Consider the following 16,487-nt stretch of genomic DNA (forward strand, 5'->3'; position numbering starts at 1 on the left):
TTCATTCCGTCCTGATTCCAAAAAAGTTATCTTCCAAGTATTTATTAGCCACTTCAAAATCAGAAAAATGATAAAGGTCTTGGCCGATCTGTTGCGTTTTCTCATGCCCTTTACCAGCTATTAAGATGATTTCCCTATCTGTAGCCGTGTCGATGGCCAGCCTGATTGCTTTCAACCGATCAGGCTCGACAATAATTTTTTCCATATGAAAAATCGCTCCGCGCAGAATATCATTGATGATAGACGAAGGATCTTCTCTTCTTGGATTATCGGAAGTAATAATCACTTTAGATGAAAATGTCGCCGCCACTTCACCCATTTGCGGACGCTTGCCACGATCCCTGTTTCCACCACATCCGAATACCGTAGTGATAGGTATATCCTTAAACTCTTCTTCTAGTGCCATGAGAACCGTTTGCAAGGCATCCGGTGTGTGTGCATAATCCACGAAGATGGTTAAACCACCTCTTGAAATTCGCTGCAGCCGACCTTCTGGCAGCATGAGACGATTACAGAATGAAAGTGATTGAAATTGATCATAACCGAGCATCGTCAAAACACTCACGGCGGCAAATGCATTGCTTTTATTATGCTTGCCAGGCAAAGTATTAGGATAAAGTCCGGAGGCAACCTGTCTTCCAAGAATCATATGTTCATTGAAATACCCCAAAGGTTTATCCGTTTCACTTACCAAAGAGACACACTGCTCATCATCTGCATTCACAATCAGACATTTTGCGAGCGTTGTCAACCTTTTCTTTGCTTGAATGTACGCCTCTTTACTGCCGTGTTCATCATAATGATCAACACCTATATTAAGGAATACTCCGATATCGATTTCACAATGCTCCAATCTGTATGTGGATAGACCTAAAGAAGACGCTTCTAATACGACATGTGTCACTCCTGCATCTACACAATCCTTTAATAACGGATGAAGATGTTCCGCTGGTAAAGTAGTCATTTCGGGTAGTGAACAGTGCAATTTCAATTCATCCATATAAATGCCTGTCGTTCCGATTACTGCTACTTTTTCTCCGTGTAAGCGTAGTAATTGTGCGATAAAATGCGTCACGGTCGTCTTCCCGTTCGTACCCGTTACAGCAATCACCGTAAGTGACTGCGATGGATTTCCAGCAAGTTTGGCACTGGCGTGAGAGATGAATTGTTGTCCGTCTGGCACAATAATCCATGTGACACCGCGTGTCACGACACATCCCGTTTGTATGTTACGGTCGATAATGACCGCGACTGCACCACGATCTATCGCTTCCTCCACATGGACAAGTCCATCATCACAAGCCCCCTTCCTCGCAACGAAAATATAGCCTTCCTGAACAGAGCGAGAATGTTCCGTAATGCCTTTCACCACTACTCCAACACTACCTAGAACTGTGCAAGGCCAATTTTTTACTAACTCCGATAGCAACATGAGCACTCATCCCTTCCCGAACAATTTTCTCGTTTAGCGAATATATTGAGAGCGAACCATACTTTATCGTATGACCAAATTGAAACGAACGACACGAAGAAAGTTGGGAGACGGAATGATAGTTCAAAAATTTGGCGGAGTGGCCATGAAAGATCGTGAGACAAGAAAGTTGTGTATTGCACATGTTCAAAAGGGATTAGAAGAACATCAAAATGTAATTGTTGTCGTTTCGGCGATTGGAAGAGGAGAAGATCCATATTCGACCGATTGCCTACTTAGGCTTACGGATGCTTTCAGCTATTCAAAAGCCGCAAGTGACTTGGCTGTTTCATGCGGAGAACTAATTGCATCCGCTATACTCTCTGCCGAATTAGAGCAAGCTGGAGTCCCGAACAGGGTCCTTCATGGTATCCAGGCAGGCATTTGGACTTCCGGTGATTTTGGCGATGGTACAATCAGCGATGTGGACCCCGCTTTAATCTCAGACAGTTTAAAAGAGACGGGTTGTGTGATCATTCCCGGTTTTCAAGGAATCAATGAATTTGGTCAAGTCATGACGATTGGTAGAGGGGGGAGCGACTTGACTGCAATTGCTCTCGGTTCTGCCTTGCGTTCAACACATGTCGAATTTTTTAAGGATGTTCCAGGAATCATGTCAGCCGATCCAAGTCAAACTACACAAGTAAAGAAATTTGAACAACTATCATTCCGACAGCTAATGCCTTTGCTTGATACGGATCACCCGGTCATCCAAAAGCGCGCGGCATTATATGCCATGAAAAAAGCGATACCTCTTTACGTAAGAGGCATCGCTTCAACAGAGAACGGCACATGGGTTCTTCCCTAATTCACTTTTGGAATAGGCCAGGTTCTGTTTTTCTTTTCGTGTCGGATTTAATCAAAACTTGTGTGAAATATTTGCCGTAAGCCCCAGTCCCAATTTCCGTCATTTCCGCATCAAGCAGCACACTCCGGTGAGCGGGAGAATTCAACCAGCCGTGTACGGCGTCGATTGCATCGACATAATTGGTTGCGATATTCTCACCCGCTCTTTTATGTTCAATCGATGAACTCTTCAATCGTTCTGACAAGTTCCCGCCAGTAGGTGATTCATGCGAGAAATAGTTCTCAATCGCCATATCCATGCTGTGTTCCTGGGCAATTGAAGACAACCAATAATCATGGACTAGCGGGGCCACCCCATTATGCTCTCTATAGATATTCGTCAACTCGTAAATTTGCCTTTCAACAGCCCTGTCTACCTCCATCTGCTCAGTTGACGAAGGTAATTTAACGCTAACGAGCTCTCCTGTATACTCCATATCATACGGCTGATGTATGACAAGCATTTTCGGTGTGATAAATCTTACCCCTTCAATATTACCATCTTCAACATCTACGTATATTTGCGCAAACAGATCATCGTATTTAATTAAAATTTTCTCTTTAATATCCTTACTGTTTAACGTGAATGTATAAATATTTTCATCGAAGTGCACATTCACTTCCGATTCGATAATCGTATAGCGGAAGATATCCTCGATATTCTGTCCAATTGAAAAGGGAGATAAATCTAAGCTTTCTTCTGTGCTAAATATTTGATTCACTTTATCATTTTCGACACCGACCATCATTCTAGATTCGGAAGAATAAACCCACCATTCGTAACCAAAAGAAGATGGTTCAATCCGATCTGGCTGTCCGAACTCTTCGATGACAAGATCAACATTTTTCCCAACGTAAGTGGAGAGCCCACTCGCTGGACGTTGTTGTCCTACCGGCTGCTCATTGACTTCCCTGCCGGGAGCAGGAATAGCTGTTCCATGTTTAACAGGTGATTCAAGAGGGGCATTTTCCTTCACTCTACTGTCCATAAAATAAAAGAGAGCGAGAAGGACGACTAACAACAAAGCTATTTTCCATAATACATTAAGTACTTTCACTCCTTCTGCCCTCCTTTCATATATATTCTTACTGACAACTCTACATAGTAATCGGTATGATGTCATCCATTATTCATTATTTCGTCTAGCAAAAATCGAAATGAAGCATTAACAAAAATAAATAAGGGAATACTAGTTGACACAATGTTGTCATTGCAACTGACAGTGATTTGCTCTATGATTAATAAGTATAGGCATTCGACTGGATGAACATGAAGGAGGACTTTTAACTATGTATATCGAAAATACAAACATTGAAGGAATTGTAGCCGACTTACCCCTACTTGACGAAATCATGCTTAAACACGATTTAGTACGAGCAGGCCAGTGGGACTATGAGCGTGTCACTTATGATAAGAAATATATTATCAAAGAAGGAACTTACTACTTACGTGTATTCGGTTTCACACCTGATGGAGATGTCGGAACTGGCGATGCAGTCATGCATTTGAAAAAGCCTGTTGTCGGAAAGCACTATTATCCACATGGCGTCGAGTATGGAGAAGACGAGTTTTTCCCTGAAGGCCTTTTGAAAGATTGCCAAGCAACTCTAAAAGCGGTCTATGCAGATCTTCAACCATATATTTTAACTAAATAATCCATATTTCCACTAAAGCCGAAGAAGATTTTATTCTTCGGCTTTTTTGTCTATTCATTCCCCCTTGTTTTGGTTATAATGATATCAATGAACTATTTGGAGGAATGACTGTTGTCCCGTTGGCTTATAAAGAGAAATTTCATTATCCTACTAACTATAATTTTACTTATTCTCATTTCCATATTCATCCTTCCAGTCTCAATACCGATTATTTTGGCTTTATTGACAGCACTAGCCTTTGAGCCCCTGGTAAAATTGACAGAACTTAAATTCAAATGGAAAAGGAAAGTTTCCGTTATTTCTGTCTATATCTTCATACTTGTTCTCATAGCAGTTGTTCTCTATTATACCGTGACCTCACTGATTGGAAGAATCATACAGTTTACAAAAGATGCACCAGATTACTTAAACAAACTGGCTGGTATATGGATTGACTTTCAAAACAAAATTTTCGTTTATACATCTGGATTGCCTGAAGATGTTATAAAATCTATGCAAAATGGTTTTAATGATATTCTGACTTCCTTCCAAAAGTCTCTTTTGACATTATTCAATCCCGATAAGGTAGTGGCATTGGCTTCCGAAATCCCGAACTTCTTAGTCAGCCTTATTGTATTCATGATTGCCCTATTCCTCTTCATGTTGGAGTTACCTGAATTAAAGAATATGGTTTACAGGCATCTCACAGTGGAAACGACAAAAAAAGTACGTTATATGACTGTGAAATTAAATTCTGTCGTTATTGGGTTCATAAAAGCACAATTGCTCGTGAGCTTTATCATACTGGCAGTCGCTTTCGTCGGCCTACTTATAATCGCGCCGAAATATGCGCTAGTAATGGCGATTGTCATCTGGATTATTGATATTATCCCAATTCTCGGTTCAATTATTATTTTGGCGCCATGGTCGCTTTACCAATACCTAAGCGGTGATATCGCACTCGGAACAAAGTTGGCTATTTTGGCAGTAATTCTCCTCATTATAAGGAGAACAATTGAACCGAAAGTAATGGGCAACCAGATTGGACTCTCTCCCTTGCCAACATTGATTGCAATGTTCATCGGTCTGAAGTTATTTGGTGTGCTAGGTTTCTTTATCGGGCCAATGATTGTAATTTTATTCAATACTGCACGTGAAGCAGGTATTATCAAACTGAATTTCAAGATTTGAATACCCTTCAAAAGAACCAATAAGAAAAGCCGTTAATTCGAATATGAATTAACGGCTTTTCTTCCTAGTTCAGTAACCTAAAATTGCCTTTATCATAGATGTTGTTTCTCCGCCTTTATAAATAATATAAAGGAGTAGATAGACCGCTACACCCGTTATCGCCGTAAACATCCACATAATTGCGGTGATTGGGCCAAGTTTCCGATGGCGTTTCAGTCGTTCTTTGAACCCAGCACGTATGACAATTACGCCAAAAACAGCACTCGTTGTCGCTAGGACAATGTGAAAGATCAGGAATATCGTGTAATAGATTTTGACATTATCGGGGCCAGCGAAAGCCGTGTTCCCGAAAAAGATGGTACGTGACAGATAGATAATCAGGAAAAGTACAGCAGAAACCGTCGCAGCAATCATTATCTTTTTATGCGCGTCCAATTTTTTCGCACGCGCCAACTTCCAACCGATGGCGACGAGAATTCCAGATAAAACAATAAGAAACGTACTTAACGTCGGTAAAAAAGGAACACTCATTTCAAAATACCCCTTTAGCTATTCATATAATTTAACCGTGCATTGTAAATTTTTGTCTGTCAAGCAAGTCTTTTTGTGTAATTTCATCCGCATTCAATTGTTCTTCACGGTACCACTTGATGAAGATTTTGCCGATAACGAAAACATAAATTAATTCCTGGATAACCTTCATAATGATTCCACCCAATTGCTGATCATATAAAGTTGGCATATTTGTGAATAGTTCAGGACCTGAAATAGATAGACCTGATAAAGTTCCTGCAGGTACACAAAGGGCCATAGCTTTTAACCATGCTTCACCAGTGCTGTATGTCTCATAGACGGGTACATCGACAAAAATGATAAGCGAACATGCTGGCGTAAGCAAAATTGCACTAAGAATGACATAACCAATCTTTTTCAAGCCGTGTAATTGCGGGTGGCTTTCAAGTGTATTAACAACCGGCCACCATAGAAAAAATGCCGATAGGAATACCATAATTGTAAAAACAGAGTGAAGTATGATACTCATTTTAATAAAGTCCAATACCATCGGGTAATGGTTTAAGGAGAACATCACTGTAAACACAAGAAGGCTAATAACAGGTTTTGTAAACAACCTAACAATCCTGTCAATCAGCTTCACACTCAATACTTTCTTCCAAATGAAATCCGGTATCCCCATTATGAGCAAAGGCGCCACGACCAATAATAGTAATGCCATCTGTGCCATATGGACGGAGAAGAGGATATGTCCCAGCAAATCTGCGGGTGATCCTTTAATAATGTACAACAATATCATGGCACTAATAAAATACTTTTTCTCTGTATTTGTAACTGGCTCAGAACCTTCGAATAGATGTCGCCACTTTTTTGTTAAGAGAAAATATAATACGGTTAAAACTATAATGAAAATAAAAAAGTATGGACTCCATAAAGCACGAAATCCGAATATACTTAAAGGCATCATTGCCATCGCTCCTTTAATCTTGTCTCTCTATAGTATAAATCTAAAATACCGTGAATACAATGAACGAACATTGACAATTGGCATGATAACCGCTAAAAATCAACAGTAAAAAGAAAAGCCTGTGGAACTGATTCCACAGGCCATTCTTAATAGATTACCACCAAACGATTGTTACGAATGCCAAAGGGATCAGGAAGCCGAAAAGAGCACCTGTATACATGAACATCTGAGGAATGCCATGACCTTTTTCATTCATATGCATGAAGTAATAAAGCTGTAGTCCTACTTGAACAACCGCAAAAAGCATAAGAACCGGTACAATGAAGTATTTAGAGAAGCCCGCTACCCCATTTTCAAAAGCGACCACCATCGAAAATGATACAAGTGTCAAGAAGATCATTAGCGAGAACATCATTACCTGATTACGCATAGATTGCTTTGCGCGTCTTTGTGCAAGTGACTGTTCAGCTGGTGTACGTTTGTAAACATGGATGTCTGCCATCTTAACCTACCACTCCCATCAAATAGACTACAGTGAAGATGAATACCCACACAACGTCGATGAAGTGCCAATATAACGAGAATGTATAATACTTTGTCGCGTTATAAAGGTTTAAACCGCGTTTCGCATTACGGAAAATCAATAACGTGATCCACACCAGACCTACAGCAACGTGGAATCCGTGTGTCCCAACAAGCGTGTAAAACGCTGAACTGAAGGCACTGTTATTGAATGTGAAGCCTAAACCAACATAATGTGAGAACTCATACACTTCAAGCATAAGGAACGCTAAACCTAGCAACGCAGTGATGGCAAGCCATAGCTGCATTTTTTTGAAGTTGTAATTACGCAAGTGGTACATCGCAAACACACTTGTCAGAGAAGATGTCAACAGCAACATCGTCATGACGAATACTAACGGAAGTTCATATAATTCTTGAGTCGAGAATCCAAAACCGGACGGACCTGAGTTTTTCAACGCAATATACGTCGCAAACAAAGTCGCGAACAGGATTGTTTCTCCTCCAAGGAATAGCCAGAAGCCGACAAATTTATTCTTAGCTTCGAGTGTAGCTCTTTCCGGATGCTCCGGCCAAGTTTCAGGGGTGAATTTTTTGTTCAAATCCATTATTTTTGACCCCCTTTGCGTTTCAAATCACGTAGAATTTCTTCTTTCTTGATGTAATATCCAGTATCATCCTGCAACGAACGTGCAGCCATTGATACGAATGTAAATGCAAGACCGAAGATCAGTAAACCAAGTCCCCACTCAGTTTCAGTACGGAACATCGCACCAAATCCTGCAATGAACATACCAAGAGTCATTAGGAACGGAATGATTGAACCGTTCGGCATGTGAATATCCTTAACAGGTTCAGCCGGAGTAAATCCAGATGCATTACCTTCCATCTTTTCGATCCAAACAGAGTCAAGTCCACGAACAAGTGGAGTTGCCGAGAAGTTGTAATAGATCGGTGGAGATTCGATCGCCCACTCAAGTGTACGTCCGTCCCCCCATGGATCATTACCAACTCTAACGTTCTTGACGGACGTAATGATTACGTTAACAACTAGCACGATAACACCTACTGCCATCAAGAATGCTCCGATTGTACTGATTAAGTTCGCAAAATCCCAACCTTGCTCAGGCATGAACTTCCAGACACGACGTGGCATTCCCCAGAATCCTAACCAGTGCTGAATAAGGAATGTCATATGGAAACCGATAAAGAAGAACCAGAACTCAATTTTACCAAGTGTTTCATTTAACATCGTTCCAAACATTTTCGGCCAATACAAATGCGTTCCAGCCAAAATCGCAAGCACAACACCACCAACGATTACGTAGTGGAAGTGAGCGACGATAAAGTATGAATCGTGCAACTGGTAGTCCAGTGGCGCAGCACCTTGCATTACACCCGTAACTCCACCCATTACGAATGAAGGAATGAAACCGAGTGCATACAACATAGGTGTTGTAACTTTAATGCTACCGCCCCAAATGGTCAAGAGCCAGTTGAAGATTTTCACTCCGGTAGGAACTGCGATTGCCATTGTCGCTACTGCGAAAATAGCGTTAGCAGTAGGTCCCAGACCAACTGTGAACATATGGTGAGCCCACACCATAAATCCTAGGAAACCGATCAACACAGTCGCGAAGACCATGGATGGATATCCAAATAGACGCTTACGGGAGAAGATCGAGAAGATCTCAGAGAAGATCCCAAAAGCAGGCAAAATAAGAATATAAACTTCAGGGTGACCGAAAATCCAGAAAATATGCTCCCAGATAATTGTGTTTCCACCCATTTCATGATTAAAGAAGTTACCACCAAACATTCGGTCAAACGTCAATAAGAACAGACCGATTGTCAATGGAGGGAATGCGAAAAGAATCATTGCCGAAGCAATAAATGTCGTCCATGTGAATAGCGGCATACGCATGTATGTCATACCAGGCGCACGCATGTTGATAATTGTAACAAGGAAGTTTATCCCCGCCATCAACGTACCACCACCGGCTATTTGTAGCCCTATCGCATAGAAGTCAATACCATGCCCTTGTGATGCAAGTGATAATGACGCATAAGACGTCCATCCTGCATCAGGTACTTCTCCATAGATCCAAGAGATGTTAAGGAATAGACCACCCATGAAGAACATCCAGAACCCTAAAGAGTTAAGGAATGGGAATGCAACATCACGCGCCCCGATCTGCAATGGTACTATCGCGTTCATAAATCCAAATAATATAGGCATCGCTGCTAAGAAAATCATGGTTGTCCCGTGCATTGTGATCAAGTCGTTGTATAGACCTGCACTGACAAAATCGTTATTCGGTTTATGAAGCTGCCAACGAATTAACATTGCTTCAATACCGCCGATTACGAAGAAGAATCCGCCTCCAAGGAAGTAAAGGATTCCAATTTTCTTATGGTCGACTGTTGTAAGCCAATCCCACAGCGTTGCGCCAAAACCCTTTTTCTGAGCAACTGAACTCACTTTGTTTACCTCCTCATCAAAATCACATGAAAATTATTTTTCAACTGATAATCCCATCAAGTATTCAGCCAACGCATCCAATTCCTGATTGGATAGTTGTGAACCGAATCCAGGCATTTTATTTCCTGGCTTGTATTTCTGTGTATCTTTAATCCAGTCAATCAATGTTTCTTTATCATGATCCATGAAGCCTGCCACACGGTTACGGTCACCAAATGTTGCTAGGTTTGGACCTTGTTTTTCGTTACTTTCACCCACAGCTGATACAGCGTGACAACCGATACAGCTCTGGTTGAATACTTCTTCACCCTGATCATTCGCAACGATCTGACTATCGCCAGTCGCTTGCATGGATGTTACCCACTGGTCAAATTCTCCACGAGGTAATGTTTTCACTTTGAAGTCCATTAGTGCGTGGGACGGACCGCAAAGCTCCGCACACTTACCATAGAAAACTCCGTCTTTAAGATCTTTGGAATCTTTTTCGAATACTAAATAGAATTTATTCACGTTCTCTACGTTTGTATCCAATTTACCACCTACAGCAGGTATCCAGAAGGAGTGTTTCACATCCGCTGCAATCAGATTGAAATAAACTTTTTCATCCATCGGCACTACTAGTTCCTGTGCAGTTACAATACCAAGATCAGGATATTCAAATTCCCACCAGTAAAGTTTTGCTGTCACATCGACTATAAGGTTTTCAGGATTCCCATCATCATCCACTGCACCCATTGCAGATACGTCACCTAGTTTATATGTGTAGTACACAGTAGGGACAGCTAGAAGCAAGATTAACAGGATAGGAATGATTGTCCAGACAAGTTCAAGTTTGTGACTCCCTTCAACTTGTTCAGGGATGAAGTCCTCACCCAATTTAGATCTTCTGAATCGTACCAATGCGAACAAATAAATCACTACAACTACAATAATGACAAGTAACATAATCCCTGATGACAGTAGAAGTAAGTTGAACTGGTCTCTGCCGACTTGTCCTGCCGGGAGAAGTGTTGAAAGTTCTTCTTGACCACATCCTGCAAGGAAAACCGTTAGTACTGCCAATAGAGAAAAGAGACGCCACTTTTTGAGTCCTTTCATCATCGCTAACTAATACCTCTCTTTCTAAAAAAATGTTTTCTTCAAATGAGGACAGTTGACCTCTCTATAATGAATTCCTGTCAAAAGAAAGAATTCCACCTGTTAGATGAATATCGAGAAAATGATCATTGCCACAAAAAGGATTGTCATGTAATTCAACGAATAAATGAACATGGTAGTAGCCCATTTCAAATCGTCCTTCGCTTTGAATCCTCTTATAGACAAGTATAACCATCCGATATTCAATGCAGTTCCGAGTATTATGAATCCGATTCCAAGTTCAGAAAGGAGAAAAGGCAATGGGAATAATAATAGAACCCAGCCAAGTATCGATTTTTTTGTCCTTTCGAAGCCTTTTACTACCGGAAGCATCGGAATGCCTGCTGCGCGGTATTCATCCGTTCTGCGCATTGCCAGCGCATAGAAATGTGGAGGTTGCCACGCAAACATAATTAAGAACAATGCCCAAGCACCCATTCCTAGAGAAGGTTCCACAACTGACCATCCAATCAGGGGCGGTATAGCACCGGAAATACTTCCTACGATCGTATTGCTGACATGTTTTCGTTTAGACCACATTGAATAGAGTACAACATAGCTGAACACACCTGCAAGTCCCCATAATGCGGCGGCCGGTGTAGCCATATATAACAGCAATTCACCCAATGCGATGAAAGTGAGCGCCAGTGACAAGACAGCCGGTGCTTTGAATCTTCCTGTCACGGTTGGACGCGACTTCGTTCTGGTCATGACTGGATCGATATCACGGTCAATCAGGTTATTCAGTGCGGCTGAACCCGCAATGATGAGTGCTGTTCCGAATATCCCTAAAAACAGCAAATCAAAATTCCGGATGAAACTGATTCCCGTAAATTGAAATGCCAAGAATAGACCAGTGAACGTCGTGATTAAATTGGAGTTCACGATTCCGATTTTAATGAGCGCCAGAAAGTCTTTAAGTAGAGAAGTCGATCCGATATCCGATTCAGCGGATGAAGTAATCGCTCGACCGTTTGACATATGTACCCTCCTTCCAATGATGTCGGCATGGACCGCTATACTTAACTATATCGAAATTCGTCACTAATTTCTATAGATATACCGAATTTCGACAAAAACAGAAAGTATATGTACTGCATATATAGCATCGTCCTATCTATAGTAAATCATTTCACTATGCCTTTTGTGAAGTTAAAGGGTCTTTTTTATGAACAATTTGTGAAATAGCGGTCCTAGACTCTCTTTTTGGTCGTTTACCGTTGTTTTTTCGCCATTTTTTCGCTATCATCGACGAACGGAGTCTTTTTGAAACATATATTTATCATCAATTAAAGAAGGTGTCTTTGTTGCGCTACAATAAATATTTGAAATGGTTTGGTGTCGCTTCAACAATCGGTATGTTATTAATTCTATTAGGCGGCGCTCTTGTCACAAAAACTGACAGCGGGATGGGGTGTGGAAGACATTGGCCAGGTTGTAATGGACAATTAATACCGGATGAAATCACCGCTGAAGTGCTAATCGAGTTTTCACACAGGCTCGTTACAGGAGCCGTTGGCATACTAATTGTCATTCTAGCAGTCTGGTCATGGAAAGCGATTGGCCATATTAGAGAAACAAAGCTTCTTTCATTCCTAGCCTTGTTCTTCTTAATACTTCAGGCATTGATCGGAGCGGCACAAGTTCTTTGGGGGCAAGGCGATTTCATACTCGCCCTTCACTTCGGCATATCGCTCATATCGTTCTCTTCAGTTTTGTTGCTAACCTTGCTCGTCTTTGAAGTGGACAAGAAATACGATGCCGACAAGCTTAAAATCGGCAAAACGATGAAATTCCATACAATAGGTGTAACGATTTATTCATATATTGTTGTTTACTCGGGTGCGCTAGTAAGACATACCGAATCTGAATTGAGTTGTACAGATTGGCCAATGTGTCGCAACGGGGACTTCACATTACCTGCAAACTTCTGGGAATGGGTACAGATGGGCCACCGAACTGCAGCGGCTCTTATCTTCATCTGGCTCGGAATCATCGCGATACATGCATTCCGCAACTACAAGAACCAGCGTGTTATTTTCTGGGGATGGATAATTGCATTCGGACTAGTTAGCCTTCAAGTTATGTCAGGAGCAGTTGTTATTTTCACTAGGCTCAACCTATATATCGCATTGTTGCATTCCTTGTTCGTCACATTATTGTTCGGTCTGTTGACTTACATGGTGCTTCTCGTTTCGAGAAGCAAAAGAAAGTAAAAATAGAAGCTCCAGCGCAATCGTGCGCTGGAGCTTCTATTTTTTTAATGTTCTAGTTCCAAAAGAAGATCACCTGTTGAAATCGCTTCACCCATAGAGACATGAATCTCTTTCACAATTCCATCATATGGTGCTTGGATAGTCGTTTCCATTTTCATCGCTTCAGTGATGAGTAGATGTTCTCCCCTTCTAACTTTTGCTCCTCTTGAAACAGCTACTTTCAATACTGTACCAGGCATTGTCGCAGCAATATGGGAATCATTGGCCGGATCAGCCTTCTGCTTGCGTACAACATCCGATTCAACATTCATATCTTGAATGATTACTTCACGCGGTTGGCCATTCATCTCAAAGTAAATGACTCTTGTTCCATCCGATTGCGGTTCGCCAATCGAAACCAGTTTGATAATGAGTGTCTTCCCTTTCTCAATTTCAACTTCAATTTCTTGACCGAGTCGCATTCCGAAAAGGAATTCCGGCGTATTGATGACAGAGATATTTCCAAACTCTTTCATCATCGTTGCATACTCTTCAAACACTTTTGGATAAAGTGCATATGCCAATGCATCTTTCATTGTCGAAGGATGTGCCAGTAGCTCTTCCGTTTTAGTTAGTAACTGTTTGAAATCTACATCAGGCAACAACTCACCTGGACGAACAGTAATCGCCTTTCGCTCTTTCAAAATGACTTGTTGCAGTTCTATCGGGAAACCACCATAAGGCTGGCCGATATACCCCTCGAAAAACTCGATAACCGATTCCGGAAAATCAATCGAAGCGCCACGCGTTATGACAGTCTCTTCATTCAAATCGTTTTGGACCATGAACAATGCCATATCGCCTACTACCTTTGAAGAAGGTGTTACCTTAATTACGTCTCCGAAAAGCATATTCACACGTGAATACATACCTTTAACTTCTTCCCAACGATCCCCAAGTCCGACTGCTTTCGCTTGCTGTTGCAAGTTCGAATATTGACCCCCGGGCATTTCATGTACATATATTTCAGAATGAGGGCTATTCATACCACTTTCAAAGTGCTGATAATATTTGCGGACATCTTCCCAGTAATAGGATAGTGATTCAAGTGATGAAACATCTGATCGCACTTGTCTTTTTCCATTTTGCAATGCATAGAATAAGGAGCTGGCAGATGGTTGAGATGTTAGACCCGCCATAGAGCCTAATGCAGTGTCTACGATATCGACTCCCGCCTCAACTGCTTTCGCATACATATAAATCCCATTTCCGCTCGTATCATGCGAATGGAGATGAATCGGAATATCGACCATCGCTTTCAACTCAGATATGAGTCTATATGCAGCTTCCGGTTTTAAAAGCCCAGCCATATCTTTTAGTGCAAGTATATGCGCTCCAGAAGCTTCGAGCTCTTTCGCCATCGCTTTGTAGTAATCAACGGTGTACTTGGCGCGAGAATCATCCAGAATGTCTCCTGTATAGCAGAGAGCTGCCTCAGCGACTTTTCCAGATTGACGTGTTGCATCAATTGCTACTTCCATTCCTTTAATCCAGTTTAAGCTATCAAAAATCCTGAATACATCAATTCCTGATTCAGCGGAAGTTTTTACGAATTCCCGAATCACATTGTCCGGATAATTAGAATAACCGACCGCATTTGCGCCGCGGAACAACATTTGCAATAAGACATTTGGAATTTGCTCACGGATTTTGATAAGTCTCTCCCACGGATCTTCTTTCAGAAACCGATAGGCAACATCGAACGTAGCTCCGCCCCACATTTCAAATGAAAACAAGTTGGGTAACAATCGCGCAGATTCAGAAGCGATGTGCAACATATCCGATGTGCGAACCCGCGTTGCAAGCAATGATTGATGAGCGTCACGGAAGGTAGTATCTGTCAGTAGGACATCATCCTGTTCTTTAATCCACTGCACAAGTCCTTCTGGGCCTCTTTCATCTAATATTTGTTTTGTTCCCGAGACCGGCGGCGATAATAAATCGATTGACGGCTTTCTCACAGTATTGAAAACAGGCTTCGCTTGTTTTCCGATGCCAGGGAATCCATTGACAGTCACATTTCCGATATAATTCAGAATTTTAGTTCCACGGTCTTTCTTGACCGGAAATTCGAACAGTTCAGGCGTCGAATCGATAAAGCTCGTATTATAGTTACCTGTAAGGAAATTTTCGTGCTTCACGACATTTTCGAGAAAAGGAATATTTGTCTTAATGCCTCTAATCCTGAATTCTTGCAAGTTTCTGTCCATTTTGGCTGCAGCATCGCGGAATGAAGTACCCCATGTAGACACTTTGACAAGAAGGGAATCGTAATAAGGTGTAATGACTGCGCCCTGGAATCCGTTGCCCGCATCGAGACGTACTCCGAAGCCGCCGCCTGACCGATAAACCATTAGTTTCCCAGTATCCGGCATAAAGTCATTCAATGGATCCTCAGTCGTTACACGGGATTGAATAGCGTATCCGAAAAGAGGTAAATCTTTTTGTAACGGAATAGCTGAATCACCTTCGTGCAAATTCCCGCCATTGGCGATATGGATTTGCGCATGGACAATATCCACACCCGTCACCATTTCAGTAATCGTATGCTCGACTTGGATCCGAGGATTCACTTCGATGAAATAGAATTTACCTTCCGAAACTAAAAATTCAACTGTACCTGCATTTATATAGGAGATATTTTTTGATAGTTTGACCGCCGCATCACAGATTTGGGTACGTAATTCTTCATTCAGTGAAATGGATGGTGCAATTTCCACTACTTTCTGATGACGGCGCTGTATTGAACAATCGCGTTCGTACAGGTGAATGACATTGCCGTATGTATCTCCAAGAATTTGGACCTCAATATGTTTTGGTTTGTCGATATACTTTTCAACATATACTTCAGCGGAACCGAAAGCGGATTTCGCTTCTGATCTGGCGCGTTCGAACGCTTCCAATACTTCTTCTGAGGAATTGACGATTCGCATACCGCGTCCGCCTCCACCAAGAGAAGCCTTGATGATGATTGGATAACCGTGCTCGTCACCGAAGGATGTTACTTCCGCAGCTGTTCCTACTGGTCCATCTGTACCTGGTATTACCGGTATACCCGCATTGATTGCCTGTGAACGTGCTTTCACTTTATCACCGAACATATCGAGATGCTTTGATGTAGGACCAATGAAAATGATATCTTCTTCTTCCAGCCTTCTTGCAAACTCTTCATTTTCAGCAAGGAAACCATACCCCGGATGCACCGCATTGGCTCCACTAGATTTGGCGATCGCAATAATCCCTTCTATGTCCAAATAAGCATCGATTGGTTTCTTCCCTTCACCAACTAGGTAAGATTCATCTGCTTTATAACGGTGGAACGAACCCCTATCTTCAGCTGAATAGATTCCAACAGTCGGAATTTCTAATTCTGTACACGCACGAAAAATACGTATGGCGATTTCACCACGGTTTGCCACTAGGATTTTCTTGATACGACCCATTTCCACCATCACTGCACACCCTTTT

At 41.7% G+C, this 16,487-nt stretch carries 14 protein-coding genes; 4 read left to right on the forward strand and 10 right to left on the reverse strand.

The window, feature by feature from the left end:
- Nucleotide 1: 1 nt before the first annotated feature.
- Nucleotides 2-1,432, reverse strand: a complete 1,431-nt coding sequence (locus tag QWT69_RS09675) for a UDP-N-acetylmuramoyl-L-alanyl-D-glutamate--2,6-diaminopimelate ligase (RefSeq protein ID WP_317965174.1) — start codon at nt 1,430-1,432, stop codon at nt 2-4.
- A gap of 115 nt (nt 1,433-1,547) precedes the next feature.
- Here QWT69_RS09675 and QWT69_RS09680 point away from each other — a divergent pair, with 115 nt between their 5' ends.
- A complete protein-coding gene (locus tag QWT69_RS09680) occupies nt 1,548-2,279 on the forward strand; it encodes an amino acid kinase family protein (RefSeq protein ID WP_317965176.1) in 732 nt (243 codons plus the stop codon).
- 1 nt (nt 2,280) lies between these two features.
- Here the strand turns inward: QWT69_RS09680 and QWT69_RS09685 are convergent, their stop codons facing one another.
- The gene (locus QWT69_RS09685; RefSeq protein WP_317965178.1) at nt 2,281-3,375 is read right to left on the reverse strand and encodes a CAP domain-containing protein; all 1,095 of its coding nucleotides are present in this window, start codon (nt 3,373-3,375) and stop codon (nt 2,281-2,283) included.
- 232 nt (nt 3,376-3,607) lie between these two features.
- Between QWT69_RS09685 and QWT69_RS09690 the strand changes: the two genes are divergently transcribed.
- Nucleotides 3,608-3,973 (forward strand): YugN family protein, encoded by a 366-nt coding sequence (locus tag QWT69_RS09690; RefSeq protein WP_317965180.1) that lies wholly within the window; start codon nt 3,608-3,610, stop codon nt 3,971-3,973.
- Between the two features lie 111 nt (nt 3,974-4,084).
- The gene (gene ytvI, locus QWT69_RS09695; RefSeq protein WP_317965182.1) at nt 4,085-5,143 is read left to right on the forward strand and encodes a sporulation integral membrane protein YtvI; all 1,059 of its coding nucleotides are present in this window, start codon (nt 4,085-4,087) and stop codon (nt 5,141-5,143) included.
- Between the two features lie 69 nt (nt 5,144-5,212).
- Here ytvI and QWT69_RS09700 read toward each other — a convergent pair whose 3' ends face one another.
- The 7 genes from QWT69_RS09700 to cyoE all read right to left on the reverse strand — a co-directional run bounded on the left by QWT69_RS09700 (nt 5,213) and on the right by cyoE (nt 11,745).
- Entirely contained in the window at nt 5,213-5,674 is a 462-nt protein-coding gene (locus tag QWT69_RS09700; RefSeq protein WP_317965184.1) for a DUF420 domain-containing protein, read from the reverse strand.
- Nucleotides 5,675-5,705: 31 nt separating this feature from the next.
- On the reverse strand, nt 5,706-6,623 hold the full coding sequence (gene ctaG, locus QWT69_RS09705) for a cytochrome c oxidase assembly factor CtaG (protein ID WP_317965186.1): 918 nt from the start codon (nt 6,621-6,623) through the stop codon (nt 5,706-5,708).
- Between the two features lie 154 nt (nt 6,624-6,777).
- Nucleotides 6,778-7,125, reverse strand: coding sequence for a cytochrome C oxidase subunit IV family protein (locus QWT69_RS09710; protein ID WP_317965188.1), 348 nt, complete (start codon nt 7,123-7,125; stop codon nt 6,778-6,780).
- A 1-nt stretch (nt 7,126) separates the two neighbouring features.
- Nucleotides 7,127-7,753, reverse strand: coding sequence for a cytochrome (ubi)quinol oxidase subunit III (locus QWT69_RS09715; protein WP_317965190.1), 627 nt, complete (start codon nt 7,751-7,753; stop codon nt 7,127-7,129).
- Nucleotides 7,753-9,627, reverse strand: a complete 1,875-nt coding sequence (locus QWT69_RS09720; RefSeq protein ID WP_317965192.1) for a cbb3-type cytochrome c oxidase subunit I — start codon at nt 9,625-9,627, stop codon at nt 7,753-7,755. The genes QWT69_RS09715 and QWT69_RS09720 overlap by 1 nt, the downstream gene beginning before the upstream one ends.
- Nucleotides 9,628-9,660: 33 nt before the next feature.
- Complete coding sequence (coxB, locus tag QWT69_RS09725; RefSeq protein WP_317965194.1) at nt 9,661-10,728, reverse strand: cytochrome c oxidase subunit II; 1,068 nt, start codon at nt 10,726-10,728, stop codon at nt 9,661-9,663.
- Nucleotides 10,729-10,827: 99 nt separating this feature from the next.
- Nucleotides 10,828-11,745 (reverse strand): heme o synthase, encoded by a 918-nt coding sequence (cyoE, locus tag QWT69_RS09730; RefSeq protein ID WP_317965196.1) that lies wholly within the window; start codon nt 11,743-11,745, stop codon nt 10,828-10,830.
- Nucleotides 11,746-12,071: 326 nt separating this feature from the next.
- Between cyoE and QWT69_RS09735 the strand changes: the two genes are divergently transcribed.
- Nucleotides 12,072-12,980, forward strand: a complete 909-nt coding sequence (locus QWT69_RS09735) for a COX15/CtaA family protein (protein ID WP_317965198.1) — start codon at nt 12,072-12,074, stop codon at nt 12,978-12,980.
- Between the two features lie 44 nt (nt 12,981-13,024).
- On the opposite strand, the gene pyc is transcribed toward QWT69_RS09735, so the two are convergent.
- Complete coding sequence (gene pyc, locus QWT69_RS09740; RefSeq protein WP_317971025.1) at nt 13,025-16,462, reverse strand: pyruvate carboxylase; 3,438 nt, start codon at nt 16,460-16,462, stop codon at nt 13,025-13,027.
- Nucleotides 16,463-16,487 lie beyond the last annotated feature (25 nt).

Origin of the sequence: Sporosarcina oncorhynchi, from assembly GCF_033304615.1 — a bacterium.
Classification (GTDB): domain Bacteria; phylum Bacillota; class Bacilli; order Bacillales_A; family Planococcaceae; genus Sporosarcina; species Sporosarcina oncorhynchi.

What these genes read in the sequence shown, in the direction of transcription:
- QWT69_RS09675 (WP_317965174.1), bottom strand. Translation starts at nt 1,432, where the DNA reads ATGTTGCTATCGGAGTTAGTAAAAAATTGGCCTTGCACAGTTCTAGGT.
- QWT69_RS09680 (WP_317965176.1), top strand. Translation starts at nt 1,548, where the DNA reads ATGATAGTTCAAAAATTTGGCGGAGTGGCCATGAAAGATCGTGAGACA.
- QWT69_RS09690 (WP_317965180.1), top strand. Translation starts at nt 3,608, where the DNA reads ATGTATATCGAAAATACAAACATTGAAGGAATTGTAGCCGACTTACCC.
- QWT69_RS09700 (WP_317965184.1), bottom strand. Translation starts at nt 5,674, where the DNA reads ATGAGTGTTCCTTTTTTACCGACGTTAAGTACGTTTCTTATTGTTTTA.
- ctaG (WP_317965186.1), bottom strand. Translation starts at nt 6,623, where the DNA reads ATGATGCCTTTAAGTATATTCGGATTTCGTGCTTTATGGAGTCCATAC.
- QWT69_RS09710 (WP_317965188.1), bottom strand. Translation starts at nt 7,125, where the DNA reads ATGGCAGACATCCATGTTTACAAACGTACACCAGCTGAACAGTCACTT.
- QWT69_RS09715 (WP_317965190.1), bottom strand. Translation starts at nt 7,753, where the DNA reads ATGGATTTGAACAAAAAATTCACCCCTGAAACTTGGCCGGAGCATCCG.
- coxB (WP_317965194.1), bottom strand. Translation starts at nt 10,728, where the DNA reads ATGATGAAAGGACTCAAAAAGTGGCGTCTCTTTTCTCTATTGGCAGTA.
- cyoE (WP_317965196.1), bottom strand. Translation starts at nt 11,745, where the DNA reads ATGTCAAACGGTCGAGCGATTACTTCATCCGCTGAATCGGATATCGGA.
- pyc (WP_317971025.1), bottom strand. Translation starts at nt 16,462, where the DNA reads ATGGGTCGTATCAAGAAAATCCTAGTGGCAAACCGTGGTGAAATCGCC.